A 17,406-nucleotide genomic window follows, 5' to 3' on the forward strand; every position below is an offset into this window, starting at 1 on the left:
ATTTATATATATGCGGCAACAGCTACTATTTTTTATTTATTGATGGTTTTCGGTGCTGCTGGCCGGGTCTCGCCCCGGCGGGCGACTCCCTTTCTTGCACGCGCAAGAAAGGAAGCAAAGAAAGCGCGTGGCGCGGCCTGTGCCGTGAAACTCGCTTCGCGCCGCTCTGCGGCGCTGCGCTCAGAACCTGTTCACGATCTCAGCGCGAAGGCGTGCGGGATGTGGATCGGGATGGGCTGCTAGGCGCAAACCGCAGCCATAGCGGTGCTATGGCGAGGATTTGCAACGACGCAGAGCGCCCGAGGCCACGACTGCACGCCCGCGTGGAGATCGTGAACAGGTTCTCAGACAGCCACGGCAGGCATGGATTGGTGAGGGTTTGCCTGACCGGGAGCTGCGCTTTCTCCTTTTGCTTTTTGTCTTTGCTTTTGGTTAAACCGCATCCGGCACCAGGTGCCGCAGCTTGACGAAGGCCATGGCAGCCATGACGGCGTCGTTCAGGGCGTCGTGCGCCTCGCGCTGGGGCAGGCCCAGATCGGCCAGCAGGGTGGTGAAGCGCAGGTCGATGTCCACATTGCCCTGCTGGTGGTGCGGCGGCAACTGGTGGAATTTGTAGTCGTGGTAGAGGGCCGAGACTTCGATGCGCCGCTGCGGCAGCCCCATGCCGAGGATGGGGGCGACGGCTCGGTTGAGCATGGCGACGTCAAATTCGAGGTAATAGCCGACCAGGGGGCGGCTGCCGATGAAGTGCAGCAACTGGCGCATGGCGGCGTCCAGCGGCAGGCCGTCCTGCAAGTCCTGCTGGCGCAGGCGGTGTACGCGCACACTGTCGGCGCTGACGGTTTTATCGGGACGGATGAGCAGCTCCAGCCGCTGGCTGGTGAGGATGCGGTCGCCGACGATGCGTACCGCGCCGACGGAGATGATCTGGTCGCTGCGGGTGTTCAGCCCGGTGGTTTCGCAGTCCAGCGCCACCCATTCGCCGGGCGGCGGCGGCTCCAGCAGGAAGGCGAAGTCCGGCGCTGCCAGCCGGCGCCGCAGCCACTGGCGGCGCCACTGCGCCCAACGGGTCTGCCCCCAGCTCATACCAGGTCCAGCCGCAGGCGCTGGTGCAGCACGGCCTTGAAGCGCTTGACCACGGCCAGGGTGTCCTTGAGCAGGTCGCGCTCCAGGCTGCTGAGTTTCATGGGATCGACCTTGCCGGTGATGGGGCGGTTGAGCGTCCATTCGTCCAGCCCGGCCTGCAGGCGCAGGCGCATGAGGAAGTGCAGGCTCTCCAGCAGCTCCTGGCCGAGTTTGGCGTCCAGCACCTGCTGGGCCACCAGGGCGTCCAGGCGCTCGGCGGTGCTGGCGGCGGCAATGCCCTGGGCCAGCGCCAGACTGCGCACGCCGTGGACGATGGGAAACAGCCCGGCCTTTTTCAGGTTGATCTGCTGCGCATCGTCGCGCCCGATCAGGCGGCCCCACCAGCTTGCCGGGGTGCCGAAGGCGTCCACCGCAGCGGCAAAGCGGGCCACCTGCACGTCGCTTTCCACCGTCATTTCACGCAGGCTGTCGCGCACCCTGGTCAGCAGGCTGGCGTCGCCGGCCACGGCCAGAGCATCGAGGAAGATGCCCAGATTCATCAGGTCGTCGCCCTCGGGCATGAGCAGCCAGCGCCGCACCCGTTGGGAGAACTCGGCCACCGTGCCGCGCCAGGCCGGGTTGTTCAGCATGATGCGGCCCGGGCATTCGGGGTAGCCGAAAGCGGCCAGCGCATCGGAAAACTGCTGGCAGATGCCGGCCAGATCGTCCGGCGGCGTGTAACCGTCGCGCAACAGCAGGCCGTTGTCCTGGTCGGTTTTCAAAAGCTGCTCGCCCCGGCCTTCGCTGCCCATGACGAACAGGCAGCTGTTGGCCAGCAGGTCGGCGGGAGCGATCATCTCCCAGGCACGCTCGAACAGGCGGGTGTTGAGCTGCTGCACCAGCCGCGTCATCAGGCCGATGCGCATCCCGCCCCGGTGCAGGGCGGCGATGAGCTGGGTAATCAGGGCGGCGGCGTGTTGCAGGTCGTCCAGGCTGTGCGCCTGCTCGATCTGCACGCCCACCAGGTGCGACTGGTTGGCGACAAAGCTGAACAGATCCAGCGCCCGCAGCAGCCCCTGCACCCGGCCCGCCTCGTCCACCACCACCAGGCGATGCACCCGCGAACGCAGCAGCACGGCCATGGCGTCGCCGATGGTGTCGCTGGCCTGCACCGTGACCACCGGGTAGGTGGCCAGCGCCCCGACGGGCAGCACATCCAGCGGGCGGCCATCCAGAATGGCGTGCTGCAGCGAGGTGGCGGTGAAGATACCCAGGGCGTCGGCGCCGCGTGCGGCATCTTCCACCAGCACGCTGGTGGTGCGCTGCGCCTTGAACACCTGCGCCACCTGCACGATGCTGGCGCTGGCCGGGACGGTGTGCGCCGGGCGCAGAAACGCCTGATCGACCCGCGCCAGCAGCAGCGACTGGGTTTCATGCTCCTCGGCCCGCTGGGCCAGGGCGCTCAATTTGTGCCCCAGGTCGGAAAACAGCAGGGCGCCGAAGGTGGCGTTGCGGGCAATCAGTTCCTGCACCGTGGCACGGGCCAGCTGGTAAACCAGCACTTCCTCCGCAGCGATGAAACGGCTGCTGGCCCGCCCGGCGATCAGACTGCGGCCATCGAAGCAGTCGTCCGGGCCGTAGGTGGCCTGCACTTCGTCGCCCTCCATCTGGGTGACGTAGCCCTTGATGATGACGAACAGATGCGTCGGCGCCGCCCCCATGTCCAGCACCACGGCATCGGGCTGGAAGTAGGCAATATCGACATTGCTGCGCACCAGGGACTGCTCGTCGGTGGACAGGCAGTCAAATGGCGAGGCGTTGAAATTGAAGGCATTGGGCATGGTGCGCATGATTCAACCGGGTCAGCCTTGCGCCACGCTTGCAGACCGTGGCGCCCGGGCTGGGGGGTTCCTGGATTCAGTGAAGCAATCCGGCAGCAGGGCGTGTGTCGCCCTCGGCCAGTTGGAAGACGGCCACCGTCTGCACCAGTCCGTCGGCCTGCTGGCGCAGGCCGGAGGCGGCGGCGGCCATCTCCTCGACCAGCGCGGCGTTCTGCTGGGTGGCATGGTCCATCTGCGCCACCGCTTCCCCGACCTGGGCAATGCCGCTGCTTTGCTCCTGGCTGGCATTGCTGATTTCGCGCACCAGTCCATTGGCCCGCTCGATTGCCTGCACCACCTGCTCGATGGTCGCCTTGGCGGTATCGACCTGGCTGACGCCCTGGGCCACCTGCGCCACGCTCGTCCCGATCAGGCCGCGGATTTCCTTGGCGGCTTCGGCGCTGCGCCCGGCCAGACTGCGCACTTCGCTGGCCACCACGGCAAAGCCCCGGCCCTGCTCGCCCGCACGGGCGGCCTCCACGGCAGCGTTCAGCGCCAGGATGTTGGTCTGAAAGGCAATGCCGTCGATCACGGCAATGATGTCGGCAATGCGGCCGCTGCTGGCGCGGATGTCGTGCATCGCCGCGACCACCTGGGCCACGGCGGCACCGCCCTGACCAGCCACGTTGGCGGCTTCCTGGGCCAGGCTGCTGGCCTGGCGGGCGTTGTCGGCGTTGTGCTGCACGGTGCTGCCGACTTCTTCCATGGACGCGGCGGTCTGCTCCAGGGCGCTGGCCTGCGATTCCGTGCGGCCCGACAAGTCCTGGTTGCCCAGGGCGATTTCCGCGCTGGCCGTGGCCACGCCGTGCGCCCCTTCGCGCACCTGCCGGACGACGCGCTGCAAGCCTTCCTGCATGTGCTGCAGGTGGTACATCAGGCTGAAGCTGTCGCCCGCCCGCACGGCAATGGCCTGGCTCAAGTCCCCTGCCGCCACCCGCTGGGCCAGCGCCACCGCCTCCCTGGGCTCCCCGCCCAGGGGGCGCAGCACCAGACGCTCCAGCCCCCAGGCCAGCACCACGCAGGTGACGGCGATGCTGACCAGGGCCAGGCCCAGCGCCAGCCATTGCAGGGAGCGCAAATCCTTCAGCACTTCCTGCGTCGGCACCACGGCAGCCAGGGCCCAGGTGGTATCGAGGCCCTCGAACCGGATGGGCACCTGCACGTACATGGCGGCCATGCCCAGCCGGGGGTCTTCGATCTGGGCCACGTAGGGCGTGCCGTCCCTGAGCGCCTGCTGCTGGGCGGCAAACTCTGCCGCATCCATGCCCAGGGCCGCGGCATCGGGCTTCTTGCCGACCCGGTCGGCATCGCGGTCGCCCACATAGGTGCCGGTCTGCGAGAAGAAGCTGGCATACCCACTGTCGTACAGCCGGATGGCCTGCACCTGCTGCTGCAAGTCGGCCAGACTGAGGTCGGTTCCCGCCACGCCCAGGAACTGCCCGCCCTGCACGATGGGGACGGCCAGCGAGGTCATCATCAGCTGCCGGCCCTGGAATTCGTAGACGTACGGCTCGACCAAGGTACTGGCCCGGCTGCTGCGGGCCTTGAGGTAATAGTCGCCCGTGCCGGCCTGCTCGTAATCCTCCAGCACATCCTGAACGGTGCTGCCGTTGGCGCCATTGCGGGAGAAGTAGGGCACGAACCGCCCGGTGCCATCGTGGTGGGCCGTGTCGGCAAAAGCCGCATCGTCATGGTCGAAGGCATCCGGCTCCCAGCCCGTCCATGTGCCATTGAGCTGCGGGTTCTGCGCCAGCACCGCACCCAGAATCGCCATCCCCAGGCTGCGCTTGTCGGCGCCCTCCATGTTTGTCTGCTGCAGCGAGTGCAGGGCCGAAGCCAGGGTCTGCGCCGTCGTGAATGCCTGGCGCAGCCCCTGGGCCGCAGCATCGCCGTTGCGCTCGGCCAGCGTCTGGGCGTAACGCAGCGCCGCTGTTTCTTCCAGCTGGGCCGTCTGCTGCATCAGAACGGCCAGGGTCAGCCCCAGGCCGGCCACCACGACACCCACCAGCATCCACAGCATCTGGGCACGCAGTGATAAGGAGCGGAAAGCCTGCATCGATGTTCTCCCTGGCTTCTATCTGTTACATACGCGACAATTATTGTTCTACGTTAAGCGTAACTGTCTCCGCTCAAAAAGAATATCCAACCGGCCCGGTACGGCGTTCACCCCGTTCGTTTGGCCAGCACTGCCCGCGCCACGCGCGAGCCGTTGGGGCGGCCCAGGTGTTCGCTGATGAACTGACCGGCGTCGATGAGCTTGTCCAGCGCAATCCCGGTATCGATGCCCATGCCGTTGAGCATGAACACCACGTCCTCGGTGGCGACATTGCCCGTCGCCCCCTTGGCATACGGGCAGCCCCCCAGGCCGGACACCGACGACTGGAAGTTCCACACCCCCATGGACACCGCCGCCAGGGTGTTGGACAGCGCCTGCCCGTAGGTATCGTGGAAGTGGCCGCTGACGTGGTCGATGTCGTAGTGCGTGAGCGCCGCCTCGATGGCGCGGCGCACCGCCAGCGGGGTGCCCACGCCGATGGTGTCGGCCACGTCCACGCGCTGCACGCCGATGCCCTTCATCAGCCCGGCCAGGTAGGCCACCTGCTGGGGGGCGATGTCGCCCTCGTACGGACAGCCCACGGTGCAGCTCATGGCCCCGCGCACGGCAATGCCGGCAGCCAGGGCCGCTTCCACCACGGGGGCAAAGCGCTCGATGCTCTCGGCGATGCTGCAGTTGATGTTTTTCTGGCTGAAGGCTTCGCTGGCCGCGCCGAACACCACGATTTCATCGGGGCGGGTGGCAACGGCGGCCTCGAAGCCTTTCAGGTTGGGCGTCAGCACCGAATAGCGCACATCGGCGCGGCGCTCGATGCCGGCCATGACCTCGGCGTTGTCGGCCATCTGCGGCACCCACTTGGGGCTGACGAAGCTGGTGACTTCGATCTCTTTCAGGCCAGCATCCTGCAGGCGCTGCACCAGCTCCACCTTGACGGCGGCGGGCACGGGCTGCTTTTCGTTTTGCAGCCCGTCACGCGGGCCGACGTCGATGATGCGCACTTGGCTGGGGTAGTTCATGGGGTGTCCTTTCGTCGCTTTTGCACCGGGGATCAGGCCGTCTTCAAACTCAGCAATTCGTCGCCCTCGGTCACCTGGTCGCCGGGGGCAAAGAGCAGCTCCAGCACCTCGCCATCGGCGGGGGCGGCCACGGTGTGTTCCATCTTCATGGCTTCCATCACGGCCAGGGGCTGGCCCTTGGTCACCTTGTCGCCTGCCTTGACGGCGAAGGACACCACCTTGCCGGGCATGGGGGCGGTCAGGCGCCCGCCTTCGCTGCCGCCCTGGCCGGCATGGGCCAGCACGTTCAGCTCGGTGATCTGGGTGGCGCCCCGGCGGGTGAACAGGTACTCGGTTTCGCCCAGGGCGTAGTCGAAAACGCGCTCGCGCAGGCTGCCGTAGCGCAGGTCCATGCTGCCGTCGCCGTTGAGCGTGGCCGCCAGGGGCTGGAAAGCACCTGTGCCCACTTGCAGTTGCAGGCCGTCGCGTGCGTAACGCAGGGTGGCGACCACCGGCTCGCCCTGGTATTGCAGGTCGATGCGGCGGGTGGCTGCGCCGTGGGAGTGAAACCCGTCGGTGCGGCTGAACGGGTCGGCATTCTGCTGGCCCTGCTCGGCCAGGACGGTCTGCGCCACGGCAGCGGCCACGGCCAGTTCCAGGCCGATCTTGTCCTGCTGGAACAGCACGTCGCGTTCGCGCTCGATCAGGGCGGTGTCCAGTTGCGCCCGGGCAAAGGCGTTGCTGGCCAGCACATGGCGCAGGAACTGCACGTTGGTGGCGAGGCCCACGATGTGCGTCTGCGCCAGCGCGGCGTCCAGCCGGGCCAGGGCCTGTTCGCGGTCATCGCCGTGGACGATGAGCTTGGCGATCATGCTGTCGTAGAAGGGGCTGATGGCATCGCCCTCGCGCACGCCGTCGTCAAAGCGGATGTCGCTGCGGGCAAAGGCGCTGTGCGCGGGCTTGCGGTAGGTGTGCAGGGTGCCGGTGGCGGGCAGGAACTGGTTGTCCGGGTTCTCGGCGCAGATGCGGGCCTCGATGGCGTGGCCGATGATTTTCAGCTCGTCCTGGCGCTTGGGCAGGGGCTGGCCGGCAGCCACGCGCAACTGCCACTCCACCAGGTCTTCGCCGGTAATGGCTTCGGTGACGGGGTGCTCCACTTGCAGGCGGGTATTCATTTCCATGAAGTAGAACTTCATCTGCTCGGGATGCTCGTAGCCGCCGGGCTGCTCGACGATGAACTCCACCGTGCCCGCGCCGACGTAGCCCACGGCCTGGGCGGCGGCCACGGCGGCCTCGCCCATCTGGCGGCGCAGGGCTTCGGTCATGCCGGGGGCCGGGGCTTCTTCCAGCACCTTCTGGTGGCGGCGCTGCACCGAGCAGTCGCGCTCGAACAGGTAGACGCAGTTGCCGTGGCTGTCGCCGAACACCTGGATTTCGATGTGGCGCGGGCGCAGCACGTATTTTTCGACCAGCACGGCGTCGTTGCCGAAGCTGTTGATGGCTTCGCGCTGGCACGAGGCCAGGGCGGCAGCGAAGTCCTCGCTCTTTTCCACCAGCCGCATCCCCTTGCCGCCGCCGCCTGCGCTGGCCTTGATCAGCACGGGGTAGCCGATGGCGTCGGCCTCGCGTTGCAGCAGGGCGGGGTCCTGGTCTTCGCCCTGGTAGCCGGGCACCAGGGGCACGCCGGCGGTGGCCATCAGGCGCTTGGATTCGGCTTTCAGGCCCATGGCCAGAATGGCGCTGGCCGGCGGGCCGATGAACACCAGACCCGCAGCAGCGCAGGCGTTGGCAAAGTCTTCGTTCTCCGACAGAAAGCCGTAGCCGGGGTGGATGGCCTGCGCCCCCGTGGCCTGGGCGGCGTCGATGATGCGCTGCCATTGCAGGTAGCTGTCCTTGGGGGCGCTGCCGCCGATGTGGATGGCCTCGTCGCAGGCGGCGACGTGCTTGGCGTTGGCATCGGCGTCGGAATACACCGCCACGGTCTGCACGCCCAGGCGGCGGGCGGTGGCGGCAACGCGGCAGGCGATTTCACCGCGATTAGCGATCAGGATTTTTTTAAACATACACGACTCAAAACTTTCAGTGTTTTCGGCCTTTAGCCCTTATGTGGCAAGCGCTAGCAGCTATTTATTTAAAGAATCAACCCAGCCAGTTCGGCTTGCGCTTGTTCAAAAAGGCTTGCACGCCTTCCTTGCCTTCGGCGCTGGCGCGGATGTCGGCAATCGATTCGACGGTGCGGGCCACCAGCTCGGCGTTGATGTCGCGCCCGGCCACGTCGTCCACCAGCCGCTTGCAGGCCCGCACGGCGGCGGGGCCGGCCGAGAGCAGGTGCTTGAGCAGGCCATCGACGGCGCTGTCCAGATCGTCGGAGGCCACCGCCTGATGCACGAAGCCGATGCGCAGCGCCTCGGCCGCGTCGAAGCGCTCGCCCGTCAGAAAGTAGCGCTGCCCGGCGCGGGTGCCCATGGCCCGCAGCACGTAGGGGGCGATGGTGGCGGGGATCAGGCCGATCTTCACTTCCGACAGGCAGAAGTACGCCGTATCGACGGCCACCGCCATGTCGCAGGCAGCCACCAGCCCCATGCCCCCGGCATACACGTCGCCCTGCACGCGGGCGATGGTGGGGTGCGGGCAGGTGGCGATGGTGTGCAGCATGGCGGCCAGCTTGCCCGCGTCGGCCAGGTTTTCCTCGCGGGTGTAGTCGGCCATGGCCCGCATCCAGTTGAGGTTGGCCCCGGCGCAGAAGGCCGGGCCTTCGGCGGCCAGCACCACGGCGCGGACATCTTCGCGCTGGCCGACTTCGGCAAACGCGGCGGTGATTTCGGCAATCACCACGTCGCTGAAAGCGTTGCGGATTTCCGGCTGGCTCAGGGTCAGGGTGGCAACACCGGCATTCACGGAAACGATGATGGAACGGGTCATGGTTCTGCTCCTTTTCTTCAACGTGGACGGTTACATACGGAAGACGCCGAACTTGGTGTCCCCGATGGGCGCATTGCGCGTGGCCGACAGGCCCAGCGCCAGCACGCGGCGCGTGTCGGCGGGGTCGATCACGCCATCGTCCCACAGGCGGGCGCTGGCGTAATAGGGGTGGCCCTGTTCTTCGTACTGCTGGCGGATGGGGGCCTTGAAGGCTTCTTCTTCCTCGGCGCTCCAGGCGCCGCCCTTGCCTTCGATGCCGTCGCGCTTGACGGTGGCCAGCACGCTGGCGGCCTGCTCGCCGCCCATGACGGAAATCCGCGCGTTGGGCCACATCCACAAAAAGCGCGGGCTGTAGGCGCGGCCGCACATGCCGTAGTTGCCCGCGCCAAAGCTGCCACCGATGATGATGGTGAACTTCGGCACGCTGGCCGTGGCCACCGCCGTCACCAGCTTGGCGCCGTGGCGGGCGATGCCTTCGTTCTCGTACTTGCGGCCCACCATGAAGCCGGTGATGTTCTGCAGGAACACCAGCGGAATCTTGCGCTGGCAGCACAGCTCGATGAAGTGCGCCCCCTTCTGCGCCGATTCGCTGAACAAAATGCCGTTGTTGGCGATGATGCCCACCTGCATCCCCTCGACACGGGCAAAGCCGCAGACCAGGGTGGCGCCGAAGCGGGCCTTGAACTCGTCGAACCGGCTGCCGTCGACCAGGCGGATGATGATCTCGCGCACGTCAAACGGCTTGCGCGTATCGGTGGGAATCACGCCGTACAGCTCTTTTGCTTCATAAAGAGGAGCTTCCGGCGCTGAATCACCGGGGTTTTCAGCCTTGTTCTTATTCAGATTGCCCACAGACTGGCGGGCAAGCGCTATAGCATGCAGATCGTTCTCGGCCAGATGGTCGGCCACGCCGGACAGGCGGGTATGCACGTCGCCGCCGCCCAGGTCTTCCGCCGTGACGACCTCGCCCGTAGCAGCCTTGACCAGCGGCGGGCCGCCCAGAAAGATGGTGCCCTGGTTTTTCACGATGATGGATTCGTCGCTCATCGCCGGGACATACGCGCCGCCCGCCGTGCAGCTGCCCATGACCACGGCGATCTGCGCAATGCCCTGGGCGCTCATGTTCGCCTGGTTGAAGAAGATGCGGCCAAAGTGGTCGCGGTCGGGGAACACGTCGTCCTGGTTGGGCAGGTTGGCCCCGCCGGAATCGACCAGGTAGATGCACGGCAGCTGGTTTTGCTGGGCGATTTCCTGCGCTCGCAAATGTTTTTTCACCGTCATGGGGTAGTAGGTGCCGCCCTTCACCGTGGCGTCGTTGCAGACGACCATGCAGTCCACCCCGGCCACGCGGCCGATCCCGGCGATCAACCCCGCGCCGGGTGCTGCGTTGTTGTACATGTTCAGCGCCGCCAGCGGGGCGATTTCCAGAAACGGCGTGCCCGGGTCGAGCAATTGCTGCACCCGGTCGCGGGGCAGCAGCTTGCCCCGGCCCAGATGCTTGGCGCGGGCCGCTTCGCCGCCGCCCTGGGCGATTTTTTCGCACTGCGTGCGCAGGTCATCGACCAGCGCCTGCATCGCGGCGGCGTTGGCCTGAAAATCCGCCGAGCGCGGGTTGAGCTTGCTGGTCGTCATACGGAACCTCCTTGGGAAGAAAATAATTTTTCGCAAATTTGCGCTGCGCCAGCGGAAAAACCGCCTTGCGCAGCGCTAACAATTAAGCCATGCACACTGTCGAAACCGTCTTGTTGGTACTGATGCTGGGGGCCCTGACCGGCATTGCCGCCCGTTACGTAAGGGCCATTCCCCTGCCCCTGATTCAAATCGCCCTGGGGGCGCTGATTGCCTGGCCGCAGGACGGGCTGCACATCGCCTTCGACCCGGAGCTGTTCCTGCTGCTGTTCATCCCGCCGCTGCTGTTTGCCGACGGCTGGCGCATCCCCAAGCGCGAATTTTTTGCCCTGGCCAAACCGATTCTGCTGCTGGCCTTCGGCCTGGTGTTCTTTACGGTACTGGGCCTGGGCTATCTGATCCACTGGATGATTCCCAGCATTCCCCTGACCGTGGCCTTCGCCCTGGCCGCCGTGGTATCGCCCACCGATGCGGTGGCCGTGTCGGCCATTTCGCGCAACCTGGGCATGCCCAGCAAGACCATGCACCTGCTGGAGGGCGAATCGCTGCTGAACGATGCCTCGGGCCTGGTGGCGCTGAAATTTGCCGTGGCAGCCACGCTGACCGCCGGTTCGTTTTCGTGGGAAAGCGCCGCCAAGGACTTCACCTGGATGGCCGTAGGCGGCCTGGGCCTGGGCACGCTGATGGGCTGGGGCTTCAGCCGGGCACGCGACATGGTCACGCGCCGCGTGGGCGACGTGGCCGCCACGCAGATGGTGCTGCTGCTGATCCTGCTGCCCTTTGCCGCCTACATCGGCGGGGAATACATCGGCGTCTCGGGCATCCTGTCGGCGGTGGCCGCCGGGATCGCCACCAATTTTGCCGATCTGGACCGCAGCAACTTCATCTCCGAACGTCTGCAGACCGAGGGCACCTGGAGCATGGTGGAAGCGGCCTTCAACGGCGCCATCTTCCTGCTGCTGGGGTTGCAACTGCCCTCCATCATCGGCGAGACGCTGCGCGGCGCGGCGCACCGCGATGCCTGGCTGCTGCTGGGCTACGTGGCCGCCATCTCCTGCGCCCTGCTGGCGCTGCGCTGGATCTGGCTGATGCTGGGCGTGCGCGGCTCGCTGCACAAGGCGCACCGCCAGGGGCGCATGGAAGAACGCCCCAGCCCGCTGCTGACCCTGGCGACCACGGTGGCCGGCATTCGCGGCGCCGTGACGCTGGCCGCCGCCCTGTCGATTCCCACCCACCTGGCCAACGGCCGCGCATTCCCCGAGCGCAATCTGCTCATCTTCCTGGCCACGGGCACGATCTTGTTCACCCTGGTGCTGGGCAGCGTGCTGCTGCCGCTGCTGCTGCGCCGGATGCCCCCCGTGGAAGACGCCCAGGCCCAGCACGAGGAGCGCCAGGCCCGCACCGCCGCCTGCCAGGCAGCCATTGCCAGCCTGGCCCTGACCGAAGACGAGGCCCAGCAGCACAACGCCCAGTGGCTGGCCCAGCACCAGGAGGTGGCCGGGCGCATCACCCAGGAGTACCGCAACCGCATCCAGATGCTGGACGAGAGCGGCATTGCCAGCACCCCCGAAGCGCAAAGCGACGCCCCCGAAGTGGTGCATGAGCGGCGCCTGCGCTACCTGCGCGAGGTCGAGCTGCGCCTGCGCTGCATCCAGATCGAACGCAATGCCCTGTACGCCGAGCGCCAGGCGCACCGCATCAACGACGAGCTGCTGCGCTCCATGGTCAGCGAGCTGGACATGGCCGAAGTCTCGCTGCGCAAGCGCCTGACGGTGGCGCGGCGGGCCGCCGGCCTGCCGTCCCTGAACGACGGGCACTGAGCATCGGTTCACGCCGGGCAGCGCGGCAGCGGGCATGGTCATGCGGTCTGCTGCGGCTGCAGGTGCAGCTGCTCCATCATGGTTTCGCGGATCTTGAATTTCTGGATCTTGCCCGTGACCGTCATCGGGAAGGCCTCGACAAAGCAGATGTAGCGCGGCACCTTGTAGTGGGCGATCTGGCCCTTGCAGAAGGCGCGGATGTCGTCCTCGGTCACGCTCTGGCCGGGCTTGGCGATGATCCAGGCGCACAGCTCCTCGCCGTAGCGGCTGTCGGGCACGCCCACCACCTGCACGTCCTGCACCTGGGGGTGGCGGTACAGAAATTCCTCGATCTCGCGCGGGTAGAGGTTCTCGCCGCCACGGATCACCATGTCCTTGATGCGCCCGACGATGTTCACATAGCCTTCGCTGTCCATCACGGCCAGATCGCCGGTGTGCATGAAGCCTTCGTCGTCGATCGCTTCGCGCGTTTTTTCCGCATCGCCCCAATAGCCGTGCATCACGGAATAGCCCTTGGTGCATAGCTCCCCGGTCACGCCGGGGGGCACGATGGCCCCGGTTTCGGGGTCGACGATCTTCACCTCCAGGTGCGGCTGCACCAGACCGACGGTGGAGACGCGCTTGTCCAGCGGCGTATCGGTGGAGCTTTGGCAGCTCACGGGGCTGGTTTCGGTCATGCCGTAGGCGATGGTCACTTCGGTCATGTGCATGTCGGCCTGCACGCGCTTCATCACCTCGATCGGGCAGGGGCTGCCGGCCATGATGCCGGTGCGCAGGGTGGACAGGTCGAACTCGGCAAAGCGCGGGTGGTCCAGCTCGGCAATGAACATGGTCGGCACGCCGTGCAGGCCGGTGCATTTTTCGGCCTGCACCGTCTCCAGCACGGCGAGCGGGTCGAAGCCGTCGTTGGGATAAACGATGGTGCTGCCGTGGGTGAAGCAGGCCAGATTGCCCAGCACCATGCCGAAGCAGTGGTACAGCGGCACGGGGATGCACAGGCGGTCGGCGGCGGTGAGTTTCATGCACTCGCCGATGAAAAAGCCGTTGTTCAGAATGTTGCGGTGCGTCAGCGTCGCACCCTTCGGGAAGCCCGTGGTGCCGCTGGTGAACTGGATGTTGATCGGGTCGGTGTTCTTCAGCGTCGCCGCCACGGCATCGACCTGCGGGTCGTCGGCCTGGCCCCTGGCCATCCAGTCGGAAAAGCGCAGCATCCCGGGCTGGTTCTCCCCTTCCCCGGCCACGTCGATCCACACCACGGTGCGCAGGCTGGGCAGGCGCTTGGCGGCCAGCATGCCGGGCATGCAGCGGCCCAGTTCCGGGGCCAGTTCGCGCAACATGCCCAGGTAGTCGCTGGTCTTGAACTGCGCCATGGTCACCAGCGCCTTGCAGCCGACCTTGTTCAGGGCGTATTCCACCTCGGCGGTGCGGTAAGCCGGGTTGATGTTCACCAGCACGATGCCGACCTGCGCCGTGGCCAGCTGCATCAGCACCCATTCGGCATTGTTGTGCGACCAGATGCCCACCCGGTCGCCCTTTTCCAGACCCGATTGCAACAAGGCGCTGGCCAGCTGGCGCACCGCCTTGTGCAGACCGGCATAGGTGTAGCGCAAGCCCTGGTGGCGGCTGATCAGGGCCTCGCGCTCGCCCTGGCGGCGGGCCATGTCGGCGAAAAAATCGCCGATCGTCGCTTCGATCAGCGGGGTATCGGTCGCGCCACGGGCATGGCTGGCGGTCAAGGGGGCAAACGGGGCAGGCACGGCAGTTCTCCTGGTTTTCTGCGGCGGACGGCACGGCAGCCCGGTGCCTTCCGCATGGTGTGATGGCCCAGAATACGGGTAAGCCCCGCGCAGATGGGGCCAGCAAGGTTGCAATAATTGCCACCTATGGAAGTCCCTTACGCGCCCCCTGCACGGCCCACCGCCCCGGTTCCTGCGGCCCACGTCGTCCCTGCCGGGCTGGGCGCCCCCCACCCTGCACTGACACCGATGGCCTTTGTCCAGGCCGTGGTGCAGGCCTACCAGCAGCGCGGGCTATCGCCTGCCAGCGCCCTGGCAGCGGCACAAATTGCGCCAACTGCGGTGCAGCACCGCCATGCCCGCATCACCGCGCTGCAAATGGAGCTGCTGTGCGCCCACGCCATGCGCGAGCTGGACGACGAGGCCCTGGGCTGGTTCTCCCGCCGCCTGCCTTGGGGCAGCTATGGCATGCTGGCCCGTGCCAGCATCAGCAGCCCCAACCTGGGGCTGGCCATGGCCCGCTGGTGCCGCCACCACAACCTGCTGACCGAGGACATCGAGCTGCACCTGCGCCACGACGCCCAGGTGGCCCGCATCGAGCTGCACACGCTGCGCCCGCTGGGGCCGATGCAGGAGTTCTGCCTGCTGTCGGTGCTGCGCAATCTGCACGGACTGGCCTGCTGGTGGGTCGATCACCCGATTCCCTTGCTGCAGGCCAGCTTCCCCTTTCCCGCACCGGCCCATGCGGCGGTGTACGAAGTGCTGTTTCAGGCACCGGTGGTGTTTGCCGCGCCCGTGGCCAGCCTGAGCTTTGCCGCCGCCTGGCTGACCACCCCGCTGGTGCGCGACGAGGCGGCCCTGACCACCATGCTGCAGCGGGCGCTGCCCATCCAGGTGCGGCCCTACCGCCCCAGCCAAAGCCTGGTGCAGCGCGTGCGCCAGGCGCTGGCCGCGCACCCCTATTGCGGGCATACGGCAGAAAGCCTGGCCGAGTTGCTGCACCTGGCCCCGCGCAGCCTGCACCGGCAATTGCAGCAGGCCGGCACGTCGCTCCAGCAATTAAAAGATGAAGTGCGCCGGCAAAAGGCCTGCGCCCTGCTGCTGCGCACGGACATGCCGCTCAAGCGCATTGCCCAGGCCTGCGGCTTTGCCAGCGAAAAAAGCTTTGGCCGCGCCTTTGTCCACTGGCTGGGGATGCCGCCACAGCAGTTCCGCGCGGCGCAACGGCCCTAGCCGCCAGCGACCTTAATCCCGCTTGTCCAGCGGCAAACGCAGCTCGAAGCAGGCACCGGGCGCCCCGTCGCTGCGACCCAGGCAACGCACGCTGCCGCCGTGGCGCTGGGCAATGGAGCGCACCAGCGCCAGCCCCAGGCCGACGCCGCCGCTGCGCTCGCTGGCGCCGGGCAGGCGGTAGAACTTTTCAAAGATGCGTTCGCGCTGTTCGGGCGGCACGCCGGGGCCGTGGTCCTGCACGCGCACGATGGCCTGCTGGCCTTCCCGGGCCAGCTCCAGAGCGATGCTGCCGTGGCTGTAGCGCTTGGCGTTTTCCAGCAGGTTGCGCACGGCGCGGCGCAGCAGCTTGGCGATGCCGGGCACTTCCAGCGCGGTGGCGTGCAGCAGCAGTTCGGCATCGACGCGGGCGCATTCCTCGGCGGCCAGGCCGATCAGGTCGACGGCCTCGCTGCTGCCCACGTCCACGTCCGGCTGCTCCAGGCGACTGGCCAGCAGGATTTCATCGACCAGTTGGTCCAGTTCGGCAATGTTGCGCCGGATTTCCTGCTGGGCGCTGCGCTGTTCGGGCGCATCGCCCATCAGCTCCAGCCCCATGCGGATGCGGGCCAGCGGGGAGCGCAGTTCGTGCGAGGCGTTGGCCAGCAGGCTCTGGTGCGATTGCACCAGGGTCTGGATGCGCTCGGCGGCGGCGTTGAACTGGCGGGCCAGATCGGCCACTTCGTCCTGGCCCTGGGTGGGCACGCGCACGGCCAGATTGCCTTCGCCGAACTGCTGCACGCTGCGTTGCAGGTTTTCCAGCCGCTTGAGCAGGCGCCGGATGATGGGGAACACGGCCAGCGCCACGGCCAGCCCGACCAGCCCCAGCAGCCACAGGAAGCCGAACGGCGGACGCAGCCAGTAGCTGATGTCCAGGGGGCTGGGCGGCGGCGGCGGGCGGCCCCGGTGGGGGGACATCTCCAGCAGGTAGCTGCGCCCGTCGTCCCCGGCAATGGCAAAGCGCAGGCTGTCGCCGTTTTCCGGCCCCCGGCGGCGCTGGCGTTCAAAGCCGCCTTGCAGCACGACAGTTCCGGCAGCATCCGTCACGGTCAGTTCACGGGCCAGGGTGCCCTGGACGGTGTTGCGGGCTTCATGCTCCTGCGCCATTTTCCAGGCCAGGCCGACCAGCAGGGTCAGCACGGCGACGCCGCCGACCACGGCCAGCCAGATGCGCAGGTACAAACGCCGGGCGAAGGGCCGGGCAAAGGCTTGGAACATGGCGCGGCCCCCTCAGTCCTGCTGCTTGGCGAACACGTAGCCGACACCGCGCACGGTGAGGATGCGCTTGGGGTTCTTCGGGTCGGCCTCGATCGCAGCGCGGATGCGGCCCATGTGCACGTCGATGCTGCGGTCGAAGGCCTCCAGCTCGCGCCCGCGCACCACTTCCATGATCTGGTCGCGCGTCAGCACCCGCCCGGCCCGCTCGGCCAGGGCGACGAGCAGGTCGAACTGGTAGCTGGTCATCTCCGCCGGCTGCCCGTCCACCGTCACCGTCCGGGCGTCGCGGTCGATTTCCAGGCTGCCGAAGCGCAACACCTGGTGCGCGGCTTGCGCCACCACGGCCCCGCGCCCGTGGCGGCGCAGGATGGCGCGGATGCGGGCCAGCAGCTCGCGCGGCTCGAAGGGTTTGGGCAGGTAGTCGTCGGCGCCCATTTCCAGGCCGACGACGCGGTCCATCGGGTCGCCCTTGGCAGTCAACATCAGCACCGGCACCTGGGCAGCCGCGCCGGGCAAAGCCCGCAGGCGGCGGCACACTTCCAGCCCGTCCAGGTCGGGCAGCATCAAGTCCAGAATCACCAGGTCGGGCAGCGGGGCGTGTTGCAGTTGTTGCAGGCCGCTGGCCGCGTCCGGGCAGTGCGCCACCTGCAGGCCGTTGTTGCCCAGGTAGGTGACGACCATGTCGGCCAGACGGTGGTCGTCCTCGATCATTAACAGTTGCTGCGTACTCATGCCGGGCAGTGTAGGGGGCGCAGTTGTCTGTTGTGTAAAGCGGCGGGGTTGCTACTGATAAAGGTGCTGTTTCCGCTTTTCAAC

General features: G+C 67.1%; 12 protein-coding genes. 2 read left to right on the plus strand and 10 right to left on the minus strand.

All coding sequences use genetic code 11. The features are described from left to right. Positions 1-432 precede the first annotated feature (432 nt). The 7 genes from ACFO3A_RS04685 to ACFO3A_RS04715 all read right to left on the minus strand — a co-directional run bounded on the left by ACFO3A_RS04685 (position 433) and on the right by ACFO3A_RS04715 (position 10,550). Positions 433-1,086: a 3'-5' exonuclease gene (locus ACFO3A_RS04685; RefSeq protein WP_377724416.1), complete on the minus strand. Its 654-nt coding sequence runs from the start codon at positions 1,084-1,086 to the stop codon at positions 433-435. Then, the gene (locus ACFO3A_RS04690) at positions 1,083-2,906 is read right to left on the minus strand and encodes a putative nucleotidyltransferase substrate binding domain-containing protein (protein WP_377724681.1); all 1,824 of its coding nucleotides are present in this window, start codon (positions 2,904-2,906) and stop codon (positions 1,083-1,085) included. Before ACFO3A_RS04690 ends, ACFO3A_RS04685 begins: the two co-directional genes overlap by 4 nt. Positions 2,907-2,982: 76 nt before the next feature. Next, positions 2,983-5,001 carry a methyl-accepting chemotaxis protein gene (locus tag ACFO3A_RS04695; protein WP_377724417.1) on the minus strand — a complete coding sequence of 673 codons (2,019 nt, stop codon included), beginning with the start codon at positions 4,999-5,001 and terminating at the stop codon, positions 2,983-2,985. Positions 5,002-5,108: 107 nt separating this feature from the next. After that, the gene (locus tag ACFO3A_RS04700) at positions 5,109-6,017 is read right to left on the minus strand and encodes a hydroxymethylglutaryl-CoA lyase (protein ID WP_377724419.1); all 909 of its coding nucleotides are present in this window, start codon (positions 6,015-6,017) and stop codon (positions 5,109-5,111) included. Positions 6,018-6,049: 32 nt separating this feature from the next. Continuing rightward, positions 6,050-8,059 (minus strand): acetyl/propionyl/methylcrotonyl-CoA carboxylase subunit alpha, encoded by a 2,010-nt coding sequence (locus tag ACFO3A_RS04705; protein ID WP_377724420.1) that lies wholly within the window; start codon positions 8,057-8,059, stop codon positions 6,050-6,052. Between the two features lie 76 nt (positions 8,060-8,135). Then, positions 8,136-8,918, minus strand: coding sequence for an enoyl-CoA hydratase/isomerase family protein (locus tag ACFO3A_RS04710; protein ID WP_377724421.1), 783 nt, complete (start codon positions 8,916-8,918; stop codon positions 8,136-8,138). 30 nt (positions 8,919-8,948) lie between these two features. Further along, on the minus strand, positions 8,949-10,550 hold the full coding sequence (locus tag ACFO3A_RS04715) for a carboxyl transferase domain-containing protein (RefSeq protein WP_377724423.1): 1,602 nt from the start codon (positions 10,548-10,550) through the stop codon (positions 8,949-8,951). Positions 10,551-10,639: 89 nt separating this feature from the next. On the opposite strand from ACFO3A_RS04715, the gene ACFO3A_RS04720 reads away from it, so the two are divergent. After that, complete coding sequence (locus tag ACFO3A_RS04720; RefSeq protein ID WP_377724424.1) at positions 10,640-12,367, plus strand: Na+/H+ antiporter; 1,728 nt, start codon at positions 10,640-10,642, stop codon at positions 12,365-12,367. Positions 12,368-12,405: 38 nt separating this feature from the next. On the opposite strand, the gene ACFO3A_RS04725 is transcribed toward ACFO3A_RS04720, so the two are convergent. After that, positions 12,406-14,124 (minus strand): AMP-binding protein, encoded by a 1,719-nt coding sequence (locus ACFO3A_RS04725; protein WP_377724426.1) that lies wholly within the window; start codon positions 14,122-14,124, stop codon positions 12,406-12,408. Positions 14,125-14,250: 126 nt separating this feature from the next. Between ACFO3A_RS04725 and ACFO3A_RS04730 the strand changes: the two genes are divergently transcribed. Beyond that, a complete protein-coding gene (locus ACFO3A_RS04730; protein ID WP_377724428.1) occupies positions 14,251-15,336 on the plus strand; it encodes an AraC family transcriptional regulator in 1,086 nt (361 codons plus the stop codon). Between the two features lie 12 nt (positions 15,337-15,348). Here the strand turns inward: ACFO3A_RS04730 and ACFO3A_RS04735 are convergent, their stop codons facing one another. After that, positions 15,349-16,590 carry an ATP-binding protein gene (locus tag ACFO3A_RS04735; protein WP_377724429.1) on the minus strand — a complete coding sequence of 414 codons (1,242 nt, stop codon included), beginning with the start codon at positions 16,588-16,590 and terminating at the stop codon, positions 15,349-15,351. Positions 16,591-16,602: 12 nt separating this feature from the next. Next, a complete protein-coding gene (locus tag ACFO3A_RS04740) occupies positions 16,603-17,322 on the minus strand; it encodes a response regulator (protein WP_377724430.1) in 720 nt (239 codons plus the stop codon). Positions 17,323-17,406: the final 84 nt, after the last annotated feature.

The sequence above is a fragment of the Comamonas nitrativorans genome (assembly GCF_042654765.1).
GTDB classification, from domain to species: Bacteria; Pseudomonadota; Gammaproteobacteria; order Burkholderiales; family Burkholderiaceae_C; genus Comamonas; species Comamonas nitrativorans.

Bases quoted from the DNA above. Each gene is read 5' to 3' on its own strand.
- ACFO3A_RS04690 (WP_377724681.1), bottom strand. From the start codon at position 2,906: ATGCCCAATGCCTTCAATTTCAACGCCTCGCCATTTGACTGCCTGTCC.
- ACFO3A_RS04705 (WP_377724420.1), bottom strand. From the start codon at position 8,059: ATGTTTAAAAAAATCCTGATCGCTAATCGCGGTGAAATCGCCTGCCGC.
- ACFO3A_RS04700 (WP_377724419.1), bottom strand. From the start codon at position 6,017: ATGAACTACCCCAGCCAAGTGCGCATCATCGACGTCGGCCCGCGTGAC.
- ACFO3A_RS04695 (WP_377724417.1), bottom strand. From the start codon at position 5,001: ATGCAGGCTTTCCGCTCCTTATCACTGCGTGCCCAGATGCTGTGGATG.
- ACFO3A_RS04715 (WP_377724423.1), bottom strand. From the start codon at position 10,550: ATGACGACCAGCAAGCTCAACCCGCGCTCGGCGGATTTTCAGGCCAAC.
- ACFO3A_RS04740 (WP_377724430.1), bottom strand. From the start codon at position 17,322: ATGAGTACGCAGCAACTGTTAATGATCGAGGACGACCACCGTCTGGCC.
- ACFO3A_RS04735 (WP_377724429.1), bottom strand. From the start codon at position 16,590: ATGTTCCAAGCCTTTGCCCGGCCCTTCGCCCGGCGTTTGTACCTGCGC.
- ACFO3A_RS04720 (WP_377724424.1), top strand. From the start codon at position 10,640: ATGCACACTGTCGAAACCGTCTTGTTGGTACTGATGCTGGGGGCCCTG.
- ACFO3A_RS04710 (WP_377724421.1), bottom strand. From the start codon at position 8,918: ATGACCCGTTCCATCATCGTTTCCGTGAATGCCGGTGTTGCCACCCTG.
- ACFO3A_RS04685 (WP_377724416.1), bottom strand. From the start codon at position 1,086: ATGAGCTGGGGGCAGACCCGTTGGGCGCAGTGGCGCCGCCAGTGGCTG.
- ACFO3A_RS04730 (WP_377724428.1), top strand. From the start codon at position 14,251: ATGGAAGTCCCTTACGCGCCCCCTGCACGGCCCACCGCCCCGGTTCCT.